This window comes from Streptomyces sp. NPDC022910, from assembly GCF_055561075.1.
This window is the reverse complement of the sequence record NZ_JBVHHL010000027.1, coordinates 15,827-42,731: the sequence shown is the minus strand read 5'-3', so window position 1 is coordinate 42,731 and position 26,905 is coordinate 15,827. Positions and strand designations below refer to the sequence as shown.

Below are 26,905 nucleotides of genomic sequence, written 5' to 3'. Positions count from 1 at the left end.
CCCGAGTCGGCCGTGGGGACGACCCCCGCTCTCCCCCCCGGCGGGGGTCGTCGCATGTCCGGGTGGGTTTTCCTCAGTTTCCGTGCGCTCCCGGGGCCTTGCCGCGACCTCGTGGGCGTCGCTTCGGTATGCCCACGCTTCATCACTCTGCGTAGCTGAAGCGCTGCTCTGAGGAAGTCGCCGAGGCCTCGCCCGTATGGGTGAAGGCGATATTCACAACCACTGAGTTGTCCACAGTTATCGACCAAGATCCACACGATTTCCGGGATCGCCGCACCGTGATTCCAGCGCGTCCGGCCTGAGGCGAGTTCACGGCCGGTTCCGTTTCTCGGACGCGCATGGCCGGTTCGTATCGGCCGTTCATATGGAGACCGGTTGCCGGTTCTTCACACGAGCGGGAAGCGCGGGGCCGCAGTGGGCCCCGCGGACCGTGCGGAAGAAGCAGCGAAGGGGGCTGGAGACCGTGGCGGGAGCCATCACACACCACGGGCCGGCCGTCGCCGAGGGGCGACGGAGCGGCCCGCTGATCGTCACCGAGGACGCCGAACTCCTCGACGACCTGCTACGCCTGTGCGCGGCAGCAGGCGCCAGACCGGAGGTCCACCCCGGGGTGCCGCAGCACCGGGGCAGCTGGGAGGCGGCGCCGCTCGTCCTCGTCGGCGACGACGCGGCGCGTCGAGTACGGGGAGCCACGCGCAGGCGCGGAGTGGTGCTGGTCGGGCGGGATCAGGACGATTCCGGTGTCTGGCGCCGCGCCGTGAAAATCGGTGCCGACCACGTCCTGCTGCTGCCCGACGGAGAGCAGTGGCTGGTCGACCGCATCGCCGACGTGGCCGAGGGGGTCGGTCGGCCGGCGCTCACGGTGGGCGTCATCGGCGGCCGCGGCGGGGCGGGCGCGTCCACGCTCGCCTGCGCCCTGGCCGTCACCTCCGCGCGTGAGGGCAGGCGCACGCTCCTCGTGGACGCGGATCCTCTGGGCGGCGGACTCGGCGTACTCCTCGGCGGAGAGACGACCGACGGGCTGCGCTGGCCGGCGTTCGCCGCCTCCCGAGGCCGGGTCGGCGGCAGTGCCTTGGAGGAGTCCCTGCCCGAGCTGCACGCCCTGCGGGTGCTGAGCTGGGACCGCGGCGACACCGTGGCGGTGCCGCCCCAGGCGGTCCGCGCGGTGCTCGCCGCGGCCCGCCGACGCGGCGGCGCGGTCGTCGTCGACCTCCCACGCCGTGTCGACGAGGGTGTGGCCGAAGCCCTCGCGCAGGTGGACGTCGGGGTCCTGGTGGTCCCTGCCGAGCTGCGCGCCGTGGCGGCCGCTCGGCGGGTGGCGTCGGCCGTCGGCATGGTCCTCGGCGACCTGCGGATCGCGGTACGGGGGCCGTACGCGCCCGGTCTCGACGACCGTGGGGTGGCTCGTCTGCTGGGGCTGCCACTGGTCGGCGAAGTGCCCTCCGAGACACCACCCCCGGACGGCTCAGTACCGCCCGGGGGAGCGGCGCGGGGGCCGCTCGCCCGGTTCTGCTCGGCCTTCTGGGAGCGGGCGTTGGCCGAGGCGGGTGACTGACCCATGAACACGGTCTGGGGTCCGGCGGCAAGGACGGACCACGGCGCGGCACTTGGTTCGGGGGCGAGCGGAGCGCCCGATCGCACGGCCGGGCTCGGCGAACGTACGGGGCTGCTGGACGGAGTGCGCCAGTGGCTGGCCGAGAGCGGGGCCGAGCCGACTCCCGCGCGCGTGGCACAGGCGCTGAGGGAGCAGGGGCGGGTGCTCGGGGATGCGGAAGTGCTGGGCGCGGCGCGGCAATTGCGCTCCGAACTGGTCGGCAGTGGCCCCTTGGAGCCCTTGCTCGTCGATCCGTCGGTGACCGATGTCCTGGTGTCGGCGCCCGACCGGGTGTGGGTGGACCGGGGTGGAGGACTGGAGCTGACGGCCGTGTCCTTTCCGGATGCGGCGGCCGTACGACGCCTCGCGCAGCGACTGGCGGCCGTGGCCGGGCGGCGGCTCGACGACGCCAGACCGTGGGCCGACGCCCGCCTGCCGGACGGCACCCGGCTGCACGCGGTGCTGCCGCCGGTCGCGGTCGGCTCCACGTGTCTGTCTCTTCGGGTCGTGCGGCCGCGGGCGTTCACGCTCGACGAGCTGGTGGCGGCGGGGACGGTGCCCCCGGGTGGGGACCGGGTGCTGCGGGCGCTGATCGCCTCCCGGCTCTCCTATGTGATCAGCGGCGGGACCGGCTCGGGAAAGACCACGCTGCTGAGCGCGCTGCTGGGCGTGGTGGGGCCGTCGGAGCGGATCGTGCTGGCCGAGGACTCGGCGGAGCTGCGGCCCGATCATCCCCATGTGGTGCGCCTGGAGGGACGGCCCGCCAACCAGGAAGGCGTGGGGCTTGTCGAGCTCCAGGACCTGGTGCGGCAGGCACTGCGGATGAGGCCCGACCGGCTCGTCGTCGGCGAGGTGCGCGGCCCAGAGGTCGTGTCCCTGCTGGCCGCGCTCAACACTGGCCACGAGGGCGGGTGCGGCACCCTCCACGCCAATGCGGCGGGCCAGGTGCCCGCCCGGCTGGAGGCGCTGGGCACCGCGGCGGGCCTGGACCGGGCAGCGCTGCACAGCCAGCTGGCGGCCGCGCTCTCGGTGGTCTTGCACCTCGTGCGCGACCGGACCGGGCGGCGCCGGATCGCGGAGGTGCACGTGCTGGAGCGGGACGCGTCCGGGCTCGTGGTGACGGTGCCCGCGCTGCGATGGGGCCCGGAGGCGTTCACGCGGGAGCGGGGCTGGGAGCGGCTGCGGGAGCTGCTGGTGCACGGAAGCGGTGACTGCGACGGAAGCGACACAAGCGATGGGGGTGAGGTGCTGTGACGGGGATCGGCCAGGCGTCGGTCGGTGTGGGACTGGCGTGTGCCGGCGCGGCGGCCTGGATGATGAGCGGCTCGAACACGGGGGCACGCCGCGTCCGGTTGCTGTTCGCGGGCGGCGGCACGGCGGCGGGAGGAGGGCCGCCCTCGTGGGAACGGGCGCTCGTACGGGTGCGGCGGTTGCCGGCCGAGTGGTGGTCGGTCGCCGTGGGCGCGTTGATCGCGGTGCTCGGCGCATCCGTCCTGCCCTTGGTGGCCGGCGCCATCGGCGTGCCCGCGCTGCGCCGGATGCGGCAGGCACGGGAGGCACGGCGGGCGCGGGAAGTGCGTGGTGAGGCGGTGATCGCGCTGTGCGGGGCGCTCGCCGGGGAGGTGCGTGCTGGCCGCCAGCCGGGCGAGGCGCTGCTCCGTGCGGCGCGAGACTCGGGCGGGCTCGGCGAGGTCCACGCGGCGGTGGTCGCGGCGGCACGGTTCGGCGGGGACGTGCCGGGTGCGCTGGCGGACGCGGCACGGCAGCCCGGAGCCGACGGCTTGTCGGGACTCGCCGCGTGCTGGCGGGTGGCCGTGGACCGGGGCGCGGGCCTGGCGGCTGGGCTCGATCGGCTGGAGGCGGCCCTGCGGGCCGAGCGCGACCAGCGGGCAGACCTGCGCGCCCAGTTGGCGGGCGCCCGTTCGACGGCGGTGCTGCTCGCGGGGCTGCCGGTCCTCGGCCTGCTGCTGGGCACCGCGCTCGGCGCCCACCCGCTGCACGTTCTGCTGCACACCGGCGCGGGACTGGCCTGCCTCGTGGTCGGCGGTGTGCTGGAGGGGGCGGGCCTGTGGTGGGCCATGCGGATCGTGCGAGGAGCGGAGGCGGCATGAGCGCCGACGTTGTCCACAGGCTGGGGATGTTGTGCGGGGCGCTGGGGCTGTGGTGGCCGGCGTGGGCGCTCGCCGCCGCGCGGCGCGAGCGCAGGGTGCGGCGGCGGATGGGCGCTGTGCTGGGCCGGAACGGTGTGCCCGAGGAGCGGAGGGCTCGGGCGTTCGAGATACGGCCTGGGCAGCAATTCGCTGCGGCCGCCGAGCCGGACGGGCGGCTGCGCGGCGCGCGGGGTGTCGCACCGGAGGAGCGCCTGAACGGAGTGCCGGGTGCCGTGTGGCGGCGTGCCGGGGCGCGGGACGCCGGGCGGCGGTGGCTGTCGGTCGCGGGGGCGCTGTGTGCCGGTTGGGTGATGATCGGGGGGCTCGGTGGGATGGGAGTCGGGCTGATCATCGGGCTCGGCGTGGCCCGATGGAGAGCCCGGCAGGAGCGCGACCGCCTCGCCGAGGAGTACGACCCCGATGTAGCGGTTCGTCAGCTTCCGCTGGCGGCCGACCTGCTGGCGGCGTGCATCGCGGCGGGCGCAAGTCCCGTCTCCGCCGCACAGGCGGTGGGCGAGGCACTGGAGGGGCCGGTCGGGGAGCGGCTGGCACGGGGCGCGGCCGAGGTGCGGCTCGGGGCGGAACCGTCCGACGCATGGCGGCGGCTCGCCTCTCTCCCCGGTGCCGGAGCACTGGCGCGGCTCCTGGAGCGGGCGGGCTGTTCCGGCGCACCGGCGGCTGCACCGGTCGGGCACCTGGCGACGGAGGCCCGCGCCGAGTGGGGCCGGGCGGCGACGGCACGGGCACGCCGCGCGGGGGTCATGGTCACCGCACCGGTGGGGCTGTGCTTTCTGCCCGCGTTCATCGCGGTCGGGGTGCTGCCCGTCGTGATCGGGCTCGCGGGAGGGCTGCTGGGAGGGGGTGGCGGATGACGGCGCGCGGCACGCGGTGAACAGACCGGAATGCACCGAACAGATCGAACAGATCAACAGGACGAGAACCTCACGGGGGTTGGCATGAGCAAGGTGGTACGAGTACGAGCCCGGGTGCATGCGCTGGTACGCCGGGTACGGGCGGCGGTACGGGGGGACGCGGGCATGGTCACGTCCGAGTACGCGGTGGGAATCATCGCCGCGGTGGCCTTCGCGGCGGTTCTCTACAAGGTGCTGACGAGCGGGCAGGTCAGTGCCGAACTGCAGGACATCGTGAAACAGGCGCTCCATGTCCGGATGTGACGGGGCCGGGTGGCGCCAGGGAACCGGACCCGGCCGGGACCGCGGGTTCGTGACGGCGGAGACCGCGGTCGTCCTGCCCGCCTTGGTGCTCTTCGCGATGGCCCTTGTCTGGGCCCTGCTGGCCGCGTCCGCGCAGATCCAGTGCGTGGACGCGGCCCGGGCCGGGGCTCGGGCCGCGGCCCGGCAGGAGCCACCGGGTGTGGTGCAGGAGGTGGCCCGGCAGGCGGCCCCGGACGGCGCGAGAGTCAGGGTGAGCCGACAGGGCGACTTGGTGCATGTGCTGGTCGTCGCGTATCCGCCGGGTCCCGATGCGCTGCCACTTGAACTGCGCCACGAGGCCGTGGCGTTGGCCGAGGACACCGTGGGGGTGAATCGGTGAGCAGACGTGAACCGGCGGACCGGGCCGGACCGATGAAGGGGTGTGGGCCGAAGGAGGCGTACGGGCGAAAAGGGTGTACGGGCTGGGCAGGAGGTGGGGCGGTGAGGTTCCGTCAGCTGATGGAGAGATCGGTGTCGCGTCGTCAGCTGGCGGGTGACCGAGGCTCGGCGACGGTCTGGGTCGTCTGGGTGATGGGCGCCCTCTGCGCCGTGTTCGGGGTGCTGCTGGCCCAGGGAGAGGCCGTGCTGGTCCGGCACCATGCGGCCGGTGCGGCCGACATGGCGGCGCTCGCGGCCGCCGACCACTGGATGGAGGGAAAGGAGGAGGCATGTGACAGGGCGGTGCGCGTCGCGGTGGCCCAGGGCAGCCGGCTCGTGCGCTGCGCCGTCGTGGGCGAGGTCTCCGATGTCACGGCGGCGTCGGTCTCGGGACCGTTCACCGCTGAGGTCAGGGCGAGGGCGGGCCCGGGGGACCCGACGGTGCCGGCGCCGTCGGGACCTGTGGAGCCCCCGCCGGGTTCTCCTTCTCGTCCGTAGCCACCGCGTCACCTTCACCCCGCTTCAGATCTTCGGTCCTGCTTGCCGTCGACTCCGGCGCCCCGCGCAACAGCACCGTGAGGAGCCGCACGGCCCCCCTCTTGTGCAGCGGATCGTTGCCGTTGCCGCACTTGGGGGACTGGATGCAGGACGGGCAACCCGCCTCGCACTCGCAGGACGCGATGGCCTGGCGGGTGGCGCTCAGCCAGGCACGGGCCGTGTGGAAGGCGCGCTCCGCGAAGCCCGCGCCGCCCGGGTGGCCGTCGTACACGAAGACCGTGGGGAGCAGGGTGTCGGGGTGGAGCGGGATGGATACGCCTCCGATGTCCCAGCGGTCGCAGGTTGCGAAGAGCGGGAGCATGCCGATCGAGGCGTGTTCGGCGGCGTGCAGGGCGCCGCCGAGGATTTCGGGGTTGATCCGGGCCTGGTCCAGCTGGTCCTCGGTGACCGTCCACCACACGGCACGGGTGCGCAGCGTACGGGGAGGGAGGTCGAGCTTCGTCTCGCCCAGCACTTCACCGGTGATGACACGCCGACGCAGAAAGGAGACGACCTGGTTGGTGACCTCGACGGAGCCGTAGCACAGCCGGCCCTCGCCCCAGGGCACCTCGATGTCCGTCTCCAGGACGGAGATGGAGGTCGTGTCGCGGGCGACCGTCGAATACGGCGGGTTGGCTTCCTCGACGAGGGCGACGGAGTCCTCCAGGTCGAGCGACCGCACGAGATACGTACGGCCTTGGTGCAGATGGACGGCGCCCTCGTGCACCGTCGTGTGCGCGGAGCCCGCGTCGACCGTGCCGAGCAGTCGTCCGGTGCCGACCTCGACGATCTGGACGGGGCGCCCTCCCTCCCCACGGATGTCCGTGAGGTCGGCGGCCCGCTCGCGGCGGGTCCAGTGCCAGGCCTTCGTCCGGCGGCGCAGCAGCTTCGCGGCCTCCAGCTGCGGCAGCAGCTCCTCACTGGCGGGACCGAACAGCTCCAGGTCCTCCTCTGTCAGCGGCAGTTCGGCCGCCGCCGCGCACAGGTGCGGGGCCAGGACGTACGGGTTGTCCGGGTCGAGGACGGTGGACTCCACCGGTTGGTCGAAGAGGGCCTCGGGATGGTGGACGAGGAACGTGTCCAGCGGGTCGTCCCGGGCGACCAACACCGCGAGGGCACCCTGTCCGGCGCGGCCGGCGCGGCCCGCCTGCTGCCACAGCGATGCCCTGGTCCCCGGGTACCCGGCGATGAGGACGGCGTCCAGACCAGAGACGTCGACGCCGAGCTCGAGCGCGGTGGTGGCGGAGAGGCCGAGCAGTTCTCCGGAGTGGAGGGCGCGCTCCAGGGCGCGGCGCTCCTCGGGAAGGTAGCCACCGCGGTAGGCGGCCACACGCCGGGCCAGGGAGCGGTCGACCTCCGCCAGGCGCTCCTGGGCGATCACCGAGATCAGCTCGGCGCCGCGGCGGGAGCGGACGAAGGCGACCGAGCGGACGCCCTGCACGGCCAGGTCGGTCAGCAGATCGGCGGTCTCGGCGGTGGCCGTACGCCGGACGGGTGCGCCTTTCTCGCCGTGGAGCTCGGTGAGCGGGGGTTCCCAGAGGGCGAAGACCAGTTCGCCACGGGGGGAGGCGTCGTCGGCGACCTCGACGACCGGGAGGCCTGTGAGGCGGCGTGCGGCGACCGAGGGCTCGGCGGCGGTCGCGGAGGCCAGAAGGAAGACGGGCGAGGCGCCGTAGCGGGCGCAGAGGCGGCGCAGACGGCGCAGGACTTGGGCCACGTGGGACCCGAAGACGCCGCGGTAGGTGTGGCACTCGTCGATGACGACGTACTTCAGGGCACGGAGGAAGGAGGACCAGCGCGGATGTGAGGGCAATATGCCGCGGTGCAGCATGTCGGGGTTGGTGAGGACGTAGTTGGCGTACTGGCGCACCCATTCGCGTTCCTCGGGTGGAGTGTCGCCGTCGTACACCGCGGGGCGGATCGCCGTGCCCAAGGGTTGTGAAAGTTCCTTCACGGATCGGCACTGATCCGCCGCGAGGGCCTTCGTAGGGGCGAGGTAGAGGGCGGTCGCCCCACGCCCGTTCGGGGCCTCTGCGCCGTCCAGCAGACGGGAAAGTACGGGCACGAGGTAGGCGAGCGACTTCCCGGACGCCGTGCCCGTGGCGACGACCACCGAGTCGCCGTCCAGGGCGTGCTCGGCGGCGGTCGCCTGGTGGGCCCAGGGGTGTTCGATGCCCGCGGCCTGCACGGCGGCGATGACCTCGGCGCGGATCCGGTCCGGCCAGACGGCATGGCGGCCCGCTCGCGGGGGCAAGTGCTCCGTATGAGTGATGCGCGCAGCCCGGCTCGGCCCGGAGGCGAGCCGGTCCAGGACCGTGCCCGGCGAGAGGCGGGACACGGGGCCTGCCGAGGGTCGATCGGATCGGTGATTCTTGGCCATCGGCATCGAGTGTGTCACTGGCGTGACGGACAATGGGCCCAAGGCGTCGTACACGCCTGCCGGTAAGTGATTGAATGCCATCGCGGCTGGCGAACCGTCCCGGGGGCTCTGCCGAGGTGTCCCGAGGGGCGACCGCTCGATAGCAAGGTGCTGGAGGATCCGTGGACCTGTCCCTGTCGACCCGTACCGTCGGCGATCGTACGGTCGTCGAGGTCGGTGGCGAAATCGACGTATATACCGCGCCCAAGCTGCGCGAGCAGCTGGTCGAGCTGGTGAACGACGGGAATTTCCACCTCGTCGTCGACATGGAGGGCGTCGACTTCCTCGACTCCACCGGGCTCGGCGTGTTGGTGGGCGGCTTGAAGCGCGTTCGGGCCCATGAGGGCTCCCTGCGCCTGGTGTGCAACCAGGAGCGCATTCTCAAGATCTTCCGCATCACCGGTCTCACCAAGGTGTTCCCGATTCACACCTCGGTCGAGGAAGCGGTGGCGGCCACCGACTGACCCCGTTCCGGGCCGTAGTGCCCGGACGGCAGAAGTAAGACGGAGGACCGGGTCATTGCGGCCCGGCCCCCTGACCGCACGCCCGAAGTTCCGAGGGGGATGCATGGCCACCGTTGAACTCCTCTTCAGCGCGCTGCCCGAACACGTCAGGACCGCCCGACTGGTGGCGGCGGCGGTGGCGCGCCGGGCTGGAGTGGAGGAGGCCGTACTCGACGAGGTCAGGCTCGCCGTCGGCGAGGCCTGCACCCGTGCCGTCGGACTGCACCAGAGCAACGGCATCTCGGCGCCGGTGCGGGTGCTGCTGACCGAGGAGGAGAAGCAGTTCTCCATCGAGGTCGGCGACGAGGCGCCACACGCGGTGCCCGGCGAGAGGACGCCGGGTGCCACGAGCGCGGACGAGGCGGACGCGGAGGCCGAGGAGGACGAGATGGGCCTCGCGGTCATCAGCGGTCTCGTCGACGACGTCGAGGTCACCGCCGGGGAGAACGGCGGACAGATCAGGATGAGCTGGCCGACCATGCCGCCCGCCACGCTCCCGGCCTGACCTTCCTCGTACGCCTCCCTCTCCTCGTACCTCTCGTACGGTTTCGAAGGGCCCTGCCTGTGCAGGGCCCTTCTTTTTGTACAGGCGCACGGGCAATTCGTGAATTGCTTCACGATCAATCGCGCGATAATTTGATCAAGGGTCAATCGAGTCAATGGTTTTGGGGCGTTACCTCTTTCGGGTTCCGTGACTCGTGTGCGATCTTTTGTTGAAGAGCATGTGAAGGCTAATTCCGCTTACCGCGCACTGTTTTGATCGAGGTTCGACTACCTACAATCCGTCCACATCTTGAGCTCAGCCCAAGCGTCAAGGAGGACGAATGGCGGGGCTTTTTACCCCTCAACAGTTTGATCACCCCACATCCCTCGCAGCCGCAGTACTGACCGACAGCAACCGCATGATCGTCGTGGTCATCGGAGCCGTCGCCCTCGCGGCCCTCGTGGTCGCCGGGATTTTGGTACGCCAGGTGCTCGCGGCGGGCGAGGGCACCGACAACATGAAGAAGATCGCCGCGGCGGTCCAGGAAGGCGCGAACGCCTACCTGGCCCGGCAGCTGCGCACGCTCGGCGTTTTCGCCGTGGTGGTGTTCTTCCTGCTCATGCTGCTGCCCGCGGACGATTGGAATCAGCGCGCCGGACGGTCAGTGTTCTTCCTGATCGGTGCGGCGTTCTCGGCGGCCACCGGCTATATCGGCATGTGGCTCGCGGTACGGAGCAATGTGCGGGTTGCCGCGGCGGCGCGCGAGGCGACTCCGGCGGAGGGCGAGCCGGAAAAGGATCTCACCGCTGTCTCGCACAAGGCGATGAAGATCGCTTTCCGTACGGGTGGCGTAGTCGGCATGTTCACGGTGGGGCTCGGTCTGCTGGGCGCCTCCTGTGTGGTGCTGGTGTACGCGGCGAACGCGCCGAAGGTCCTGGAGGGCTTCGGTCTGGGCGCGGCGCTGATCGCCATGTTCATGCGTGTCGGCGGCGGCATCTTCACCAAGGCCGCCGACGTCGGCGCCGACCTGGTCGGCAAGGTCGAGCAGGGCATTCCGGAGGACGACCCGCGCAATGCCGCGACCATCGCCGACAATGTGGGCGACAACGTCGGCGACTGTGCGGGCATGGCGGCCGACCTCTTCGAGTCGTACGCCGTGACGCTCGTCGCCGCGCTGATCCTCGGCAAGGCGGCGTTCGGCGACTCGGGGCTGGCGTTCCCTCTGATCGTGCCCGCGATCGGAGTCGTGACCGCGATGATCGGCATCTTCGCGGTGGCTCCACGCCGGGCCGACCGCAGTGGCATGTCCGCGATCAACCGGGGCTTCTTCATCTCCGCGGTGATCTCGCTGGCACTCGTCGCCGCGGCCGTCTACAGCTATCTGCCGTCGTCGTACGCCGCCCTCAAAGGCGTCTCCGACGCGACGATCCGGGCCAAGGACGGCGATCCGCGGGTCCTCGCGCTCGTCGCGGTGGCCATCGGCATCGTGCTCGCGGCCCTGATCCAGCAGCTGACCGGCTACTTCACCGAGACCACGCGCCGTCCGGTGCGGGACATCGGCAAGACCTCGCTGACCGGCCCGGCCACCGTGGTGCTCGCCGGTATCTCCGTGGGTCTCGAATCAGCCGTCTACACCGCGCTGCTGATCGGGCTCGGCGTGTACGGGGCGTTCCTGCTCGGTGGCACGTCGATCATGCTCGCGCTGTTCGCGGTGGCGCTGGCCGGCACTGGTCTGCTGACCACGGTCGGCGTGATCGTCGCCATGGACACCTTCGGTCCGGTCTCCGACAACGCGCAGGGCATCGCCGAGATGTCCGGCGACGTCACGGGCTCGGGCGCCCAGGTGCTCACCGACCTGGACGCCGTGGGCAACACCACCAAGGCGATCACCAAGGGCATCGCCATCGCCACAGCTGTCCTCGCGGCCTCGGCGCTCTTCGGGTCGTACCGCGACGCGATCACCACGGCCGCGCAGGACGTGGGCGAGAAGGTGGGCGACGGCGGACCGATGAACCTGGTGATGGACATCTCGCAACCCAACAACCTGGTCGGCCTCATCTTGGGCGCGGCGGTCGTCTTCCTCTTCTCGGGGCTGGCGATCAACGCGGTGTCACGGTCCGCGGGTGCGGTGGTCTTCGAGGTGCGGCGGCAGTTCCGGGAGAAGCCCGGGATCATGAACTACACGGAGAAGCCGGAGTACGGCAAGGTCGTCGACATCTGCACCAAGGACGCCCTCAGGGAGCTGGCCACACCCGGTCTGCTCGCCGTGATGGCGCCCATCGCGCTCGGGTTCACGTTCGGTGTCGGCGCGCTCGGCGCGTACCTGGCGGGCGCGATCGGCACCGGCACGCTGATGGCGGTCTTCCTCGCCAACTCCGGCGGTGCGTGGGACAACGCCAAGAAGCTGGTGGAGGACGGCCACCATGGCGGCAAGGGCAGTGATGCGCACGCCGCGACGGTGATCGGTGACACGGTCGGCGACCCGTTCAAGGACACCGCGGGACCGGCGATCAACCCACTGCTGAAGGTGATGAACCTCGTGTCGCTGCTCATCGCGCCCGCGGTCGTCAAGTTCTCGTACGGCAGTGACAAGAGTCTCGCCGTGCGGATCCTGATCGCCGCACTCGCGATCCTCGTGATCGTGATCGCGGTCTACATCTCCAAGCGGCGCGGGATCGCCGTGGGTGATGAAGACAACGCCGAGCGGGTGTCCAAGTCGGCGGATCCGGCGGTGGTTTCCTAGCCGGATTCCGCAGCACTCGCTCTTCCACCTGGTCAGGCACGGGTCAATGGGCGGGCGTACGGCCCTCTTGGAGAGGCCCGTGCGCCCGCCCTGTGCGTGTTCATGTCCCTCTTCGTGAGCCTTCTCTCGCTTGGGGCAAATGGCTGCACTGGCTGACATAAGTAGTATTCGGCATGCGGCTGTGGCCCGGTTGGCGTGTATGTTCCGGGGCCGAGAGAGCCATGGAAGGGACCAATCCGGTGAACAAGAAGCTCGCGGCCGCACTGTCCGGCGGTGCGGTACTGGTACTGGCGCTGTCGGGGTGCACCAGCGGCGACAGCGGCGCAAGCGACGACAAGCTGGTCTCCTGGGCCAAGCAGGTCTGTGACGCGGTGCAGCCGCAGGCCAAGAAGATCGCGGCTGCCAGCACCGCGATCCAGAAGGAGACCTCGGACAACAGCACGCCGGAGCAGGTCCAGAAGACCGACTCCACGTCCTTCCAGGACATGTCCGACGCCTACAAGGCGATCGGGGCGGCCGTCGACAAGGCCGGCGCGCCGAACGTCGACAACGGCGCGACGAAGCAGAAGAACGCGGTCAAGGAGCTCAACGACATCTCCACCGCCTACGCCGATCTGAAGAAGCAGGTGGACGGGCTCGACACGAAGGACCAGGCGAAGTTCGCCGACGGCCTCAAGGGCATCGCGACCCGGCTCGACAAGCTGAGCAAGAGCGGGAACGACGCGCTGAAGGAGCTGGAGGCGGGCGACGTCGGCAAGGCGATGGCGCAGCAGGCGAGCTGCAAGTCCACGCCCGCCTCGGCTTCGGCGACGGCCGGCTGAGCGGCGCGTCGGATCCCTGCCCGCGACACAATGGGGGCGTGAGTAACTCCAGTCCGGCCACCCTGCCCTCCACCGACCGCACCGACGTCACCGCGCGGCTGCGGGACGCTCTCCTCGCAGCCTCCTTCACCGCCGACGGGCTGCTCGACCTGCTCGGTGCGCCCGCGTACGCGGCACTCGCGCGGAGCGAGACCGTGCCCGCGCTCCGGGCGACGCGCGGCGACACGCCACTGGAGACGCTCGTACGGCTGTTCCTGCTGCAACAGCCCGTGCCGCACGCGCGCGTGGCGGATGTCCTGCCCGTCGGCGCGTGCCTGGACGCCGGCTGGCTGGTCCGCACCGGTGGCGACGAGGTGGCAGCCACCGTGGACGTCCGTCCGTACGGCGGGCCGGGCGGCGAGGACTGGTTCATCGTCTCCGACCTGGGATGCGCGGTCGGTGGGGCGGGGGGCATCGGCAGCCGGGGCCGTGAGGCGGCTACGGGAGTGGTCCTGGGGGTCGGCGGTGCCTCCACCACCCTCGCCGGAATCACCGTACGGACCCCCGTCGGTTCCGCCCTCGACCTCGGTACCGGATCCGGGATTCAGGCGCTGCACGCCGCCCGGCACGCCACGCGCGTGACCGCGACCGACGTCAACCCGCGCGCCCTCCACATCGCCGCGCTCACCCTGGCGCTGTCCGGTGCCCCGGCCGCGGACCTGCGCCACGGGTCGCTCTTCGAACCGATCCGGGACGACGAGACCTACGACCTGATCGTCTCGAACCCGCCCTTCGTGATCTCGCCCGGCGCCCGCCTCACCTACCGTGACGGCGGCATGGGTGGGGACGATCTGTGCCGCACGCTCGTTCAGCAGGCGGGGGAACGGCTGAACGAGGGCGGGTTCGCGCAGTTCCTCGCGAACTGGCAGCACGTGGAGGGGGAGGACTGGCAGGACCGGCTGCGTGCGTGGGTGCCGCGCGGCTGCGACGCCTGGATCGTGCAGCGGGAGGTCCAGGACGTGACGCAGTACGCGGAGTTGTGGCTGCGGGACGCGGGCGACCACCGCGGTGACATGGCCGAGTACCAGGCGCGGTACGACGCGTGGCTGGACGAGTTCGAGGCGCGCAAAGTGCGGGCGGTCGGCTTCGGCTGGATCGCGCTGCACAGGACGGACGCCGCCGAGCCCTCGATCACGGTCGAGGAGTGGCCGCATCCGGTCGAACAGCCGCTCGGCGACACAGTGCGCGCGCACTTCGACCGCATCGACTACCTGCGGGCGCACGACGACGCGGCCCTGCTCGCCGGGCACTTCAGGCTCGCCGCGGAAGTCGTCCAGGAGCAGGTCGGGCTGCCCGGCGCCGAGGACCCCGAGCACGTCGTGCTGCGCCAGAACCGCGGAATGCGCCGGGCCACCAAGGTGGACACGGTCGGCGCGGGCTTCGCCGGTGTCTGCGACGGCACGCTGAGCGCGGGACGGATCCTCGACGCCATCGCCCAACTCGTCGGCGAGGACCCGGTGTTGTTGCGCGACCGGACGCCCGCGCAGATCCGGCTGCTGGTCGAACAGGGGTTCCTGGAGCCTGCGCGGTAAGCCGCACAGCCGCTGAGACGATGGCTCGCCCCGCTGCGCGGCCGTTCGCGCGGGGAGACGGTGCACACCCCGGGGTGCCTCCATCGGGATGTGAAACCGGCCAACATCCGGCCGGTATCCGGCCGTTGCCGGATGCGTCGGGCGGGATCGCGCTTCAGCCGGAGTCCCGGGAGCCGCGGCACGCCCTGCCGGAACACGCCGGGGTGACCCCGCGACGCCGACGGCCTCGTCGGGAAGGTCGCCGCGACGCAGACGGCCCTGTCGGCAACGTCGGCAACGTCGCCGCGACGGTAGGCGCAAGGTGAGTTCGCGCCTCCGGTCCGCGCCGGTGAACCGGCCCGGTGCCGTACCGGCTGCGAGGGACAGGGCGGCAAGGGGTCACACTGTGCCGAGGACGATCGACTTCCCGGTCGTCTCCTTGCCCTCGGCACGGCTCACCGTGGGACCTGCCGGGTGACCCGGGGCGCGGCGCGCGGCCGCTTCCGGAGTCGGCCGACGTACGGGATCCTGGGTGAGGCATGGAAGGCCGTCCGCCGCTCGTTCACCCCAGGTTCGCCCGTCCGCTGCCCGGGCGTGTCAGCCTCCCGTCGCTGAGCGGCCCAGGGGCGGAAGGATCGGGACATGGAGAGCGGACCGGCGATCTTCGCGGGGACGGTGTTCGCCTTGTTCGGTGTCGGGCTGCTGACCTGGACGGCGACCCGGCTGCGCCGTCGCGAATCCGTCGCCGAGGGTGTGAACCGCGTCGCATCCGCCGCCGTCGCGAGCCTCACCGCCGTGGCCGCGCTCGCCGTCGGTGCGTGGTGCTTCACGCAGCTGTGACATCACGGTTCCCGGCTACCCGGTGGCTGGGACTCCAGTAACTGGGAGATCACCCTCCGGATAGGGCCGAAGGGGCTGCTCATCACTCCGGGCGGCAGGAATGCCGGTAGTCGGGTTACCGTTCGAGTGGCCGTTGCGGGCTTTTCCCGTTTGACACGGGGGCGGGATGTACCGTCACACTCCGCAGCGTGACCATGACCCGACCCCGGGACGAAGGCCTGGGGAGGCCCCAGTCGACCGGAGAGAAGAGCGAAGTTGTCCCCGACCAGCGAGACCGCACAGGGCGGCCGCCGACTCGTCATCGTCGAGTCGCCTGCCAAGGCGAAGACGATCAAGGGCTACCTCGGCCCCGGCTACACCGTCGAGGCGAGTGTCGGGCACATCCGCGACCTTCCGAACGGCGCCGCGGAGGTGCCGGAGAAGTACACGGGTGAGGTGCGCCGCCTCGGCGTGGACGTCGAACACGACTTCCAGCCGATCTACGTGGTCAATGCCGACAAGAGAGCGCAGGTCAAGAAGCTCAAGGATCTGCTGCGCGAGTCCGACGAGCTCTTCCTCGCCACCGATGAGGACCGCGAGGGCGAGGCCATCGCCTGGCACCTCCAGGAGGTGCTGAAGCCCAAGGTCCCGGTCAAACGCATGGTGTTCCACGAGATCACCAAGGATGCGATCCAGCAGGCCGTGCGCAATCCGCGCGAGCTGAACCAGAAGCTTGTCGACGCACAGGAGACCCGCCGCATCCTCGACCGTCTCTACGGCTACGAGGTCTCGCCGGTCCTGTGGAAGAAGGTCATGCCGCGTCTGTCGGCGGGCCGCGTCCAGTCCGTGGCGACCCGTCTCGTCGTGGAGCGGGAACGGGAGCGCATGGCGTTCCGCTCCGCCGAGTACTGGGACCTGACCGGCACCTTCGGCACCGGCCGCGTCGGCGACTCGTCCGACCCCTCGTCCCTGGTGGCGCGGCTTGCGACGGTCGACGGCAAGCGCGTCGCGCAGGGCCGTGACTTCGACTCCCTGGGCCGTCTGAAGGGCGCGAACACGCTCCACCTCGACGAGGCGAACGCCCGCGCGCTGGCCGCCGCCCTGGAGAACACGCGGTTCTCGGTCCGTTCCGTCGAGTCCAAGCCGTACCGCCGCTCGCCGTACGCGCCGTTCCGTACGACGACGCTGCAGCAGGAGGCCAGCCGCAAGCTCGGCTTCGGCGCCAAGGCCACCATGCAGATCGCGCAGAAGCTGTACGAAAACGGCTTCATCACGTACATGCGTACGGACTCCACGACCCTGTCGGACACGGCGATCTCCGCTGCCCGCGCGCAGGTCACCCAGCTGTACGGCGCCGACTACCTGCCGCAGCAGCCGCGCACGTACGCCGCCAAGGTCAAGAACGCGCAGGAGGCGCACGAGGCGATCCGACCCTCGGGCGATCGTTTCCGCACCCCGGCGGAGACGGGTCTGACCGGTGACCAGTTCAAGCTCTACGAGCTGATCTGGAAGCGGACCGTCGCCTCCCAGATGAAGGACGCGACGGGTAACTCGGTCACGGTCCGGATCGGCGGAAGGGCCGCCGACGGACGGGACGCCGAGTTCAGCGCCTCCGGCAAGACGATCACCTTCCACGGCTTCCTGAAGGCATACGTCGAGGGTGCCGACGACCCGAACGCCGAGCTCGACGACCGCGAGCGCCGGCTGCCGCAGGTCGGCGAGGGTGACGCGCTGACCGCCGAGGAGATCACCGCCGACGGTCACTCGACCAAGCCCCCGGCCCGCTACACCGAGGCCTCGCTGGTCAAGGAGCTGGAAGAGCGCGAGATCGGCCGCCCGTCGACGTACGCGTCGATCATCGGCACGATCCTGGACCGCGGCTACGTATTCAAGAAGGGCACGGCTCTCGTGCCGTCCTTCCTGTCCTTCGCCGTGGTCAATCTCCTGGAGAAGCACTTCGGGCGACTCGTCGACTACGACTTCACCGCCAAGATGGAGGACGACCTCGACCGCATCGCACGTGGCGAGGCGCAGGCCGTGCCGTGGCTGAAGCGGTTCTACTTCGGCGAGGGCACCGGCGAGGGCGGTGCCGCGGACGCCGGGAACGGCGACGGCGACCACCTCGGCGGCCTCAAGGAACTGGTGACCGACCTGGGTGCGATCGACGCGCGTGAGGTGTCGTCGTTCCCCGTCGGCAACGACATCGTGCTGCGGGTCGGCCGTTACGGCCCGTACGTCGAGCGCGGCGAGAAGGACACCGAGCAGCACCAGCGCGCGGACATCCCGGCCGACCTGCCGCCGGACGAGCTGACCGTCGAGCTGGCCGAGGAACTGCTGGCCAAGCCCAGCGGGGAGCGCGTGCTCGGCACCGACCCGGAGCCGCCGCACCACCCGATCGTCGCGAAGGACGGCCGTTACGGCCCGTACGTCACGGAGATCCTCCCCGAGGGCACCCCGAAGACGGGCAAGAACGCCGTCAAGCCGCGGACGGCCTCGCTGTTCAAGTCGATGTCCCTGGACATGGTGACCCTCGAGGACGCGCTGAAGCTGATGTCCCTGCCGCGGGTCGTCGGCACCGACGCGGACGGTGTGGAGATCACCGCTCAGAACGGGCGCTACGGGCCGTACCTGAAGAAGGGCACGGACTCGCGTTCGCTGCAGTCCGAGGACCAGCTCTTCACGATCACGCTGGAGGAGGCGCAGGCGATCTACGCCCAGCCCAAGCAGCGTGGCCGCGCGGCCGCCAAGCCGCCGCTGAAGGAGCTGGGCGAGGACCCGGTCAGCGGGAAGCCCGTCGTCGTCAAGGACGGCCGTTTCGGACCGTACGTCACCGACGGCGAGACGAACGCCACCCTGCGCTCCGGCGACAGCGTCGAGTCGATCACCCCGGAGCGGGGCTTCGAACTCCTCGCGGAGAAGCGGGCCAAGGCGCCTGCAAAGAAGACGGCGAAGAAGGCCCCCGCCAAGAAGGCGCCGGCCAAGAAGACGGCGTCGACGGCGGCGAAGAAGACCGCGGCGAAGAAGACCACCGCGAAGAAGACGACGGCCAAGAAGACGACGGCGAAGAAGACCGCTGCCGCGAAGACGGCGGCGTCGAACGAGGCTGCCGAGGGCTGAGCGCGGGGCAGGGCAGGAGGACCGGCCGCGCGGGCCGGGCGGCGTTCTTCACATTTGGTCCGCGAAACGCACGCTCCGGCATCAGTTTGGTGTCGGGGCGTGCGTACGTTCGGGCGGCCGCCCCGGGCTGTCGGCGGCTGCCGATAGGCTGAACGCATGACGCGAGCCGAGCAGCCAACGGCCCACAACCCGGCCCCCGACGACGCCCTGGTCGCAGATTCCCGCGAGCGCGCCGTGCGCGCCCTGCTGCGCCGGCCGCAGTTGAAGCGGCTGTGGAGCGCCCAGCTCGTGAGTGGTATCGGCGACTGGCTCGGCCTGTTCGTCCTGGTCGCGCTCACCCTCCAGGCGGCCATCGCCGAGGGCTCCTTCGGCGGCGGCTACCGGGGAGTGGCGTTCGCGATCGCGACCGCCTTCGGCGCGCGGATCCTCGCCACCCTGCTGTTCGGGGCCGTCCTGCTCGGGCCGCTCAGCGCGTTGACGTGCCAGGAGGGACCGCTCGACCGCCGCTGGACCATGGTCGGTGCGGACGGCCTGCGGGCCGCCCTGCTGATCGTCGCACCCCTGTGGATCGACTGGACCCCGGACACCGCACTAGCGGTCCTGCTGGTCACCGCCTTCGTGACCGGTGTCGCCGAGCGCTTCTGGACGGTGTGCCGCGAGAGCGCGGCCCCCGCCCTGCTGCCCGCGCCGCCTCTGGAGGGCGCGACCGTGCGGCCGTTGCCGGACCACATGGACGCACTGCGGCGTCTGGCGCTGCGTACGGGCTTCGCCGCGGTGCCGATGGCCGCCGCCGGGCTCGTCGTCGTCTCGCTGCTGAACAACCTGCTGGGGGCGGGCATCGCCTGGTTCGCCCAGCACCAGGTGGCCCTCGCCTCTTACGTCGCGGCCGGGCTGTTCGCCGCGTCCCTGTCGGTGGTCACCTCCCTCGAACTGCCCGCCACCCGCACCCCCCGCGCGCGGTCCCCGCTGGAGGGACTGCGCCGCGCCAGGACGGGCACGGGCGTCGACAAGGGCCGTACGGGCGCGATCCCGCTGCTGGTCCTCGCCTGCGCGGCCGTCGCCGGGGCGGTCTCGGCGGCCGTCGCCGTCTCCGTGCTGCACGGCAAGGACCTGCGCGGCGGCCCGGTGACGTACGGCCTGCTGGTCCTGGCGCTGACCGGCGGGACCGTCGTCGGCATCCGTACGGCGCCCCGGATGCTGCCGTCGCTGTCACGGCGCCGGCTGCTCGCGCTGGCGATCGCCTTCACCGGGGTCGCGCTGCTCGCCGCCGGGCTCGTCCCGGACGTGACCACCGTGCTGCTGATCATGGCGCTCGCGGGCATCGGCGCGGGCGCCGCCGCCAACACCGGGCACACCCTGCTCGACCAGGAGGCCGAGGACGGCCGGCGGGTGCGGACGACCGAGCATCTGCACGCGGTCGTCCGGGTCGTCGTCGCCCTGGGGGCGCTGGTGGCACCGGTGGTGGCCGGCGCCATCGGGCCGCACCGGCTGGAGAACGGCAAGTTCGTGTTCGCGCACGGGGGCGCCGCCTTCACGCTGATGCTGGTCGGTGCACTGCTGCTGCCCGTGGCCGCGCTGGTCCTCGCCAAGGTCGACGACCGGTCCGGTGTTCCGTTGCGGCTCGACCTGCGCGACGCGCTGCGCGGCGGCGACGACCCCGTCGAGGCGCCCACTGCGAACGGGTTCTTCATCGCCTTGGAGGGCGGCGACGGCGCCGGGAAGTCCACCCAGGCCGAGGCGCTCGCCGAGTGGATTCGCGCCAAGGGGCACGAGGTCGTGCTGACCCGCGAGCCGGGCGCGACGCCGGTCGGCAAGCGGCTGCGGTCCATCCTGCTGGACGTCTCCAGCGCCGGTTTGTCGCACCGCGCGGAGGCGCTGCTGTACGCGGCGGACCGCGCGGAACACGTGGACACGGTCGTACGGCCGGCCCTGGAGCGGGGCGCGGTCGTGATCTCGGACCGGTACATCGACTCCTCCGTGGCCTACCAGGGGGCGGGCCGTGACCTGTCCCCGACCGAGATCGCCCGCATCAACCGGTGGGCGACCAACGGTCTCGTACCGCATCTGACCGTCCTGCTGGACGTGGCGCCGGAGACGGCGCGCGAGCGGTTCACGGAGGCGCCGGACCGGCTGGAGTCGGAGCCGGCCGAGTTCCACGCGCGCGTGCGGTCCGGTTTCCTCACGCTGGCCGCCGCCGACCCCGGGCGCTATCTGGTCGTCGACGCCGGGCAGGAGCCCGAGGCGGTCACGACCGTGATCCGACACCGGCTCGACCAGATGCTGCCGCTCTCCGAGGCCGAGGTGAAGGCCCAGGAGGAGGCGCGCAGGAAGGCCGAGGAGGAGGCCCGCCGCAAGGCCGAGGAAGAGGCCGCGCGCAAGGCCGAGGAGGAGCGGCTGGAGCGCGAGCGCCAGGAGCAGCTCGCCAAGCTGCAGGCCGAGGAAGAGGAGCGCAAGAAGCGCGAGCTGGAGGAGGCGCAGCGTCGCGAGGCCGAGCGGCAGGCGGAGGAGGCCCGTCAGCGGGCCGAGGAAGCCCGTCGCCGCGCCGAGGAGGAGCAGGCGCGGCTGCTCGCGGAGGAGCAGGCGCGGGCTGCCGAGGAGGCGCGCAGGAAGGCCGAGGAGGAACGGCGGCGCAAGCAGGTCGAGGAGGAGGCCCGGTTGCGGGCCGAGGCCGAGGCGCGCCGTCTGGACAAGCAGCGGAAGGCCGAGGAGGCGCTGCTGCGGGCGGAGGAGGCGCGCCGGGCCGCGGCCGAGGCGGCGGCTTCGGCCGCCGTGGCGGCGTCGGGTACGGCAGGCCCCGGCTCCGCGGCGTCGGGTTCAGGTGAGGCGGGGGGCGCTTCCTCGTCGGAGTCCTCGCCGGACAACGAGATGACCGTCCCCACGCCGCTGGTGACGCCGACGAACGCGTCGGGCGGGCCGGTGGACGAGACCGCCGTCCTGCCGCCGGTGCGGGCACGGGAGACCGACGCGGAGACCACGGCGAAGCTGCCGAAGCCGCCCGAGCCGCAGGGAGCGGCTGACGAGACGGCGGTGCTGCCGCCGGTGGTGCCGGGTGCCGCGGACGAGACGGCGGTGCTGCCGCCGGTGGTGCCGGGTGCCGCGGACGAGACGGCGGTGCTGCCGCCGGTACGGGACGGCGGTGCAGGTGTTCCGGCTGACCGGGTTCCGCCGGGCTTCTTCCGTGACGAGCCGCGGCCCGACGGGGCCGAGGACCGCACCCGTGAGCTGCCGCAGATGGACGCCGAGGGCCGTCCGCAGCGCCGGCCCCGCCCGGACTGGGCGGAGGAGACCCCGCTGGACGACCTCCCGACCCTGGCGGACGAACTGCTCGGCCCGCGCGAGGACGAGGACGGGGACGACGACCCGGGGCGTGGACGGCGCCGCTGAGGCCGGCCGCCGTCGAGAGCGGACACGGGCCGCCGTCGGGACGGGCGGTGTCGCGGAGGTGCAACGCGGGCCGCTGGTTGTCCGGCGTGGCGGTGACCTCCGTAGGAGCAGACGTCCTCGCCCGCACGGCAGGCGCCTTCGTCCCACCGTCATCGGTGGGTGCCGCCCCTTGTCAGTGGTGACCCGCACAATGGATCGCGATAGGGCGAAGTACGACGGAAAGGGCGGTGTCCCGTGACGGTGTGGGACGACCTGGTGGGCCAGGAGAAGGTGAGCGAGCAGCTCGAGGCGGCTGCCCGCGACGCCGACGCCCTGGTCACCGCGGCCGCCGGTGACGCCCCGCCGCCCGAGACGTCGAAGATGACGCACGCCTGGCTGTTCACGGGCCCTCCCGGCGCGGGCCGTACGCAGGCGGCGCGGGCGTTCGCCGCTGCGCTCCAGTGCGTCAGCCCCGACCGCGCGCTCGGCGGCGCCCCCGGTTGCGGCTTCTGCGACGGCTGCCACACCGCCCTGGTCGGCACGCACGCGGATGTGACCACGGTCGCCGCCGTGGGCACGCAGATCCTCGCCGACGACATGCGCGACACGGTCCGCAAGTCGTTCACGTCGCCGGCGAACGGCCGCTGGCAGGTGATCCTCGTCGAGGACGCCGAGCGGCTGAACGAGAAGTCGGCCAACGCGGTCCTGAAGGCGGTGGAGGAGCCCGCTCCCCGCACGGTCTGGCTGCTGTGCGCCCCGTCTCTGGAGGACGTCCTGCCGACGATCCGTTCCCGCTGCCGCCACCTGAACCTGCGTACGCCCTCCGTGGAGGCGGTCGCGGACATGCTCGTCCGGCGCGACGGCATCGAGCCGGAGATCGCGTCCGCCGTCGCCCGCGCCACACAGGGCCATGTCGACCGCGCCCGCCGACTGGCCATCGACGAGCGCGCCCGCGCACGCCGCGCCTCCGTACTGAAGCTCCCGCTCCGGGTGGACGACATCGGCGGCTGCCTCAGAGCCGCCCAGGAACTGGTCGACGCGGCCACGGAGGACTCCAAGCAGCTCGCGGAGGAGATCGACGTCAAGGAGACCGAGGAGATGAAGGCGGCGCTCGGCGCGGCGCAGGGCGGACGGATGCCGCGCGGCACCGCGGGCGTGATGAAGGAACTGGAGGACAGGCAGAAACGCCGGAGAACGCGTACCCAGCGCGACAGCCTCGACCAGGCGCTCACCGACCTCACGGGCTTCTACCGCGACGTACTCGCCCTTCAGTTCGGCTCCCGCATCGCCCTCGCCACCACGGACGTGGAGGACGCGTTGGAGCGTCTGGCGCGCGGCAGCACGCCCGAGGCCACGCTCCGCCGGATCGAGGCGATCGCCGCGTGCCGGGACGCCCTGGACCGCAATGTGGCCCCCCTGCTGGCCGTGGAGGCGATGACGATGGCGCTGCGTGCGGGGTGACGAGCTGCGACAGGAGAACCGGGGCTGCCGTGGGAGAGGGATACGGCTTGCGGCCGATTGACTCCGTCACTCGTATGAGGTGCCTGTGCCACCTACCGTGATCGGCCCGTCGCACAGGGTTACGCTCACGAGATGCACACCAGGCGCAATCCCGGACCGTCCCGCCGTCCCCGCCGTCCCCGATCGTTCCGCTCCCCGTCCTTCCTCCGCCCGCTGCACTTGACGCGGACGGGCGGCCCACTGCTGGCCGCCGCCGCACTGCTCGTCTCCGCCTGTTCCGCCGGCAGCTCGACGACCGCGACGGCAGAGGTGGCACTGCCGGCCCTGCCCCGGTCCACACCGTCGGCCCTGGCCCCCTACTACGTGCAGAAGCTGGCCTGGCGCGGTTGTGGGGTCCCCGGCTTCGAGTGCGCCACGTTGAAAGTGCCGCGAGACTACGCCAAGCCGGCCTCGGGCGACGTGGGGCTGGCCATGGCCCGCAAGAAGGCCACGGGCCAGGGCAAGCTGGGCTCGCTGCTCGTGAACCCGGGGGGTCCGGGCGGCTCAGCGGTCGGTTATCTGCAGCAGTACGCGGGCGTCGGCTACCCGGCGGAGATCCGCGCCCGCTACGACATGGTCGCCGTCGACCCGCGCGGGGTGGCACACAGCGAGCCGGTCGAATGCCTCAACGGCCCTCAGATGGACGCGTTCGCGCTGACCGACATCACCCCCGACGACCAGAAGGAGACGAACCGGCTGGTCGACGCGTACCGGCGTTTCTCGGAAGGCTGCGGGCGACACTCGGCGGATCTGCTACGCCATGTCTCCACGGTGGAAGCGGCCCGGGACATGGACATCCTGCGCGCGGTGCTGGGCGACCGGAAGCTGAACTACGTGGGAGCCTCGTACGGGACGTTCCTCGGGGCGACCTACGCGGGACTGTTCCCGGAGCGCGTCGGCCGGCTGGTGCTGGACGGAGCGATGGACCCGTCCCTGTCGGCCCTCAAGCTCAACGAGGACCAGACGGCGGGCTTCGAGACGGCGTTCCAGTCCTTCGCGAAGGACTGCGTCCGGCAGCCGAACTGTCCGCTGGGCGGCCCGGGCACCTCGCCCGCGAAGGTCGGCGACAGCCTCAAGGCGTTCTTCAGGAAGCTCGACGCGTCCCCCATCCCGACCGGCGACGCGGGCGGCCGCAAGCTGGGCGAGGCCCTGGCCACGACCGGGGTGATCGCCGCGATGTACGACCAGGCGGCCTGGCCCCAGCTGCGGCAGGCGCTGACCTCGGCGATGCGGGACCGCGACGGCGCCGGGCTGCTCGTCCTGTCGGACGCCTACTACGAGCGGGACGCGGACGGCAGGTACTCGAACCTGATGTTCGCGAACGCGGCTGTGAACTGTCTGGACCTGCCACCGGCGTTTTCGACCCCGGAGGAGGTGGAGAAGGCGCTCCCGGCGTTCGAGAAGGCGTCACCGGTGTTCGGGAGGGGGCTGGCCTGGTCGGCGCTGACCTGTGCGTACTGGCCGGTCGGAGCGACAGGGCAGGCGCACCGCATCCAGGCGAAGGGGGCGGCGCCGATCCTGGTGGTGGGTACGACCCGTGACCCGGCGACCCCCTATCGCTGGGCGCAGTCCCTCGCCGCCCAGCTCTCCTCCGGCAGGCTGCTCACCTATGACAACGACGGCCACACCGCGTACGGTCGCGGCAGCAAGTGCATCGACGCGGCGATCAACGCGTATCTGCTCCGGGGCACACTGCCGACGAAGGGAAAACGCTGCTCGTAGTGCGGCGGCGGAGTGCGGAGGCGGCGCTTCGGGGGCGTGGTCAGAGCGCCCCTGGAAACTGTGTAGACTTACCGACGTTGCTGATCGCACCATAGTGCGGACGGCGCGCCGCCTTAGCTCAGATGGCCAGAGCAACGCACTCGTAATGCGTAGGTCTCGGGTTCGAATCCCGAAGGCGGCTCCATTCGAACCTCAGCCCGGAGTCTCTCTGAGCTGGGGTTTTCTGTTCAGCGGACGCGGCGACGGGGGTGGGCCCGTGCGGCGCGGCTGTCTCTGGTCTCCGGCACCGGACGCTCCACCATCGCTGTCACGGCGGCCAGCGTGGGGATCAAGGCAGTTGAGACGATCTCTTCAGCGCGTGCACGGCTACCCGTTGTCGCGTTACCGAGAGCCTGTGAGGAGCTCGTCGCTGGGCGCGGCGGGTCCGTAGCGCGGAGGTCAGTTGCTGCGTTTGTGATCCGGCCGGCCGGCCGGACAAGGCGGCATGATGCGGGCATGGCGTTGTCGACGGCGTTCACGGAGAGGCTCGGCGTGCGGTACCCGATCGCGCTGGCGCCGATGGGCGGGTCGGCCGGTGGCGCGCTGGCCGCAGCTGTCTCCCGCGGTGGCGGATTCGGAATTCTTGGCAGCGGGAACGGGGACCCGGAGTGGCTGGCACGTGAGGTGCCGATCGTCGCGGGCACTGAAGGGCCGTGGGGTGTCGGATTCCTGACCTGGGGGATCGATCTCGCCGCGGTGGAGCTGGCGCTGAGCTACGGCCCCAGCGCCGTGATGCTGTCCTTCGGTGATCCGAGCCCATACGCCGAGCATGTCCGCCGGGCAGGGGCTCTGTTGATCCTCCAGGTCACCGATCTGGAGGAGGCCAAGCGGGCCGTGGACCTGGGCGCCGATGTGATCGTGGCTCAGGGAACCGAGAGCGGTGGGCACGGAGCCCTGCGCGGGCGGTCCACTTTGCCGTTCGTGCCCGCGGTGGTGGATCTCGTAGCTCCGGTGCCGGTGCCGGTGCTGGCAGCGGGCGGGATCGCGGATGGACGCGGTGTGGCGGCGGCTCTCGTGCTGGGCGCTGCCGGAGCGCTCATCGGAACCCGCTTCCAGGCCACCACCGAGGCCCTGGTCGACCCGTCGATCACCAAGGCGATTCTCGAGGGGCGAGGGCAGGACACCGAGCGCAGCACCGTGCTGGACATCGCGCGCGGCTCCCGGTGGCCTGCGGAGTACCCCGCCCGCACCCTCGGCCACCCGTACCTCGACCGCTGGCGCGGCCGGGAGGCCGAGCTCGCCGCCGATCCCCAGGCCCGTCAGGCGTACCAGGACGACGTCGCACAAGGCACCGTGCCCCCGCTGCCGGTCTGGGCGGGCGAGGCTGTCGACCTCATCACCGACCTGCCTTCGGCGGAGGACCTGGTCACCGCCATGGCCACCCAGGCCCAGGACGCCCTGAACCGAGCGGGACGCCACTGACCCATCGACCGTCAGCCGGGTTCCGGCTCGCTCGTCGCTCGCCGCGGTGACCCCACCGATCCAAGGGACCACGAGCGACCGAAGGCGCCTGCCCCGTGAACAGCCACTCACCAGCCCGGACACGGCCTGAAAGCGAACGGTCGCTGCGGTCCGGCCAGGGGCTTGACATGGGGCACGGGCATGCCTGCCGGCGCGTGGGGTGCACGCATCTCAGTCCAGGGGATTGTCAGCCGGGTCGTTGTCGCGCTGCTTCGAACTTTGTTGATCTTTGGTCGACCGGCGCCCGACTGAGAATCCGCAAAAGTAGGCCAGTATCACTGCCAGACCGATTGCCAAGACCTGCAGGCTTTCATGATCTTCTATGTAGGGCCACAAAGCTGCCCGCAGTCCCGTGAACAAGGTCAAGGTGAGCCCGAGCCCGTACCACATGCTTGCGCGCGGTTTACTGTTCATGGCATCGACCACCCCCGCCGCACCGTACGGCAAGCCGGAAACCGAGGCCCACCGGCACAGGAGAAGTCTTGATCCGT

General features: G+C 71.5%; 19 protein-coding genes and 1 tRNA gene. 19 read left to right on the top strand and 1 reads right to left on the bottom strand.

The features are described 5' to 3' along the window. The first annotated feature begins 463 nt into the window (after positions 1-463). From ssd to ACZ3TS_RS24430, 7 genes are all read left to right on the top strand, one after another. Positions 464-1,555, top strand: coding sequence for a septum site-determining protein Ssd (gene ssd, locus ACZ3TS_RS24460; protein WP_467621501.1), 1,092 nt, complete (start codon positions 464-466; stop codon positions 1,553-1,555). 3 nt (positions 1,556-1,558) lie between these two features. After that, entirely contained in the window at positions 1,559-2,848 is a 1,290-nt protein-coding gene (locus ACZ3TS_RS24455) for a TadA family conjugal transfer-associated ATPase (RefSeq protein WP_467621498.1), read from the top strand. Next, positions 2,845-3,705 (top strand): type II secretion system F family protein, encoded by an 861-nt coding sequence (locus tag ACZ3TS_RS24450; protein WP_467621495.1) that lies wholly within the window; start codon positions 2,845-2,847, stop codon positions 3,703-3,705. Before ACZ3TS_RS24455 ends, ACZ3TS_RS24450 begins: the two co-directional genes overlap by 4 nt. Further along, positions 3,702-4,616 (top strand): type II secretion system F family protein, encoded by a 915-nt coding sequence (locus ACZ3TS_RS24445; protein ID WP_467621492.1) that lies wholly within the window; start codon positions 3,702-3,704, stop codon positions 4,614-4,616. Before ACZ3TS_RS24450 ends, ACZ3TS_RS24445 begins: the two co-directional genes overlap by 4 nt. A gap of 84 nt (positions 4,617-4,700) precedes the next feature. Then, positions 4,701-4,919 (top strand): DUF4244 domain-containing protein, encoded by a 219-nt coding sequence (locus ACZ3TS_RS24440; protein WP_467621489.1) that lies wholly within the window; start codon positions 4,701-4,703, stop codon positions 4,917-4,919. Further along, a complete protein-coding gene (locus ACZ3TS_RS24435) occupies positions 4,906-5,298 on the top strand; it encodes a TadE family type IV pilus minor pilin (RefSeq protein ID WP_467621486.1) in 393 nt (130 codons plus the stop codon). The genes ACZ3TS_RS24440 and ACZ3TS_RS24435 overlap by 14 nt, the downstream gene beginning before the upstream one ends. Before the next feature lie 119 nt (positions 5,299-5,417). Continuing rightward, entirely contained in the window at positions 5,418-5,834 is a 417-nt protein-coding gene (locus ACZ3TS_RS24430) for an Rv3654c family TadE-like protein (protein WP_467621622.1), read from the top strand. On the opposite strand, the gene ACZ3TS_RS24425 is transcribed toward ACZ3TS_RS24430, so the two are convergent. Beyond that, entirely contained in the window at positions 5,746-8,334 is a 2,589-nt protein-coding gene (locus ACZ3TS_RS24425) for a DEAD/DEAH box helicase (RefSeq protein ID WP_467621484.1), read from the bottom strand. The genes ACZ3TS_RS24430 and ACZ3TS_RS24425 overlap by 89 nt on opposite strands. 80 nt (positions 8,335-8,414) lie before the next feature. Here ACZ3TS_RS24425 and bldG point away from each other — a divergent pair, with 80 nt between their 5' ends. From bldG to ACZ3TS_RS24365, 12 genes are all read left to right on the top strand, one after another. Next, a complete protein-coding gene (gene bldG, locus ACZ3TS_RS24420) occupies positions 8,415-8,756 on the top strand; it encodes an anti-sigma factor antagonist BldG (protein ID WP_010986038.1) in 342 nt (113 codons plus the stop codon). Between the two features lie 103 nt (positions 8,757-8,859). After that, a complete protein-coding gene (locus ACZ3TS_RS24415) occupies positions 8,860-9,300 on the top strand; it encodes an ATP-binding protein (RefSeq protein ID WP_467621481.1) in 441 nt (146 codons plus the stop codon). Positions 9,301-9,619: 319 nt separating this feature from the next. After that, positions 9,620-12,022 carry a sodium-translocating pyrophosphatase gene (locus ACZ3TS_RS24410; protein ID WP_467621478.1) on the top strand — a complete coding sequence of 801 codons (2,403 nt, stop codon included), beginning with the start codon at positions 9,620-9,622 and terminating at the stop codon, positions 12,020-12,022. A 221-nt stretch (positions 12,023-12,243) separates the two neighbouring features. Continuing rightward, positions 12,244-12,843, top strand: coding sequence for a small secreted protein (locus ACZ3TS_RS24405; protein WP_467621475.1), 600 nt, complete (start codon positions 12,244-12,246; stop codon positions 12,841-12,843). Positions 12,844-12,881: 38 nt separating this feature from the next. Continuing rightward, positions 12,882-14,414 carry a DUF7059 domain-containing protein gene (locus tag ACZ3TS_RS24400; protein ID WP_467621473.1) on the top strand — a complete coding sequence of 511 codons (1,533 nt, stop codon included), beginning with the start codon at positions 12,882-12,884 and terminating at the stop codon, positions 14,412-14,414. 621 nt (positions 14,415-15,035) lie between these two features. Continuing rightward, positions 15,036-15,233, top strand: a complete 198-nt coding sequence (locus tag ACZ3TS_RS24395) for a hypothetical protein (RefSeq protein ID WP_467621470.1) — start codon at positions 15,036-15,038, stop codon at positions 15,231-15,233. A 255-nt stretch (positions 15,234-15,488) separates the two neighbouring features. Beyond that, complete coding sequence (topA, locus tag ACZ3TS_RS24390) at positions 15,489-18,329, top strand: type I DNA topoisomerase (RefSeq protein WP_467621467.1); 2,841 nt, start codon at positions 15,489-15,491, stop codon at positions 18,327-18,329. Positions 18,330-18,485: 156 nt separating this feature from the next. Beyond that, positions 18,486-21,713: a dTMP kinase gene (tmk, locus tag ACZ3TS_RS24385; protein ID WP_467621465.1), complete on the top strand. Its 3,228-nt coding sequence runs from the start codon at positions 18,486-18,488 to the stop codon at positions 21,711-21,713. Between the two features lie 234 nt (positions 21,714-21,947). Further along, on the top strand, positions 21,948-23,153 hold the full coding sequence (locus ACZ3TS_RS24380; protein ID WP_467621462.1) for a DNA polymerase III subunit delta': 1,206 nt from the start codon (positions 21,948-21,950) through the stop codon (positions 23,151-23,153). 132 nt (positions 23,154-23,285) lie between these two features. Then, positions 23,286-24,914 carry an alpha/beta hydrolase gene (locus ACZ3TS_RS24375; RefSeq protein WP_467621459.1) on the top strand — a complete coding sequence of 543 codons (1,629 nt, stop codon included), beginning with the start codon at positions 23,286-23,288 and terminating at the stop codon, positions 24,912-24,914. 107 nt (positions 24,915-25,021) lie between these two features. Continuing rightward, positions 25,022-25,098 (top strand) — tRNA-Thr (locus ACZ3TS_RS24370). A gap of 311 nt (positions 25,099-25,409) precedes the next feature. Further along, positions 25,410-26,375: an NAD(P)H-dependent flavin oxidoreductase gene (locus ACZ3TS_RS24365; RefSeq protein ID WP_467621456.1), complete on the top strand. Its 966-nt coding sequence runs from the start codon at positions 25,410-25,412 to the stop codon at positions 26,373-26,375. The last annotated feature ends 530 nt before the right edge of the window (positions 26,376-26,905 follow it).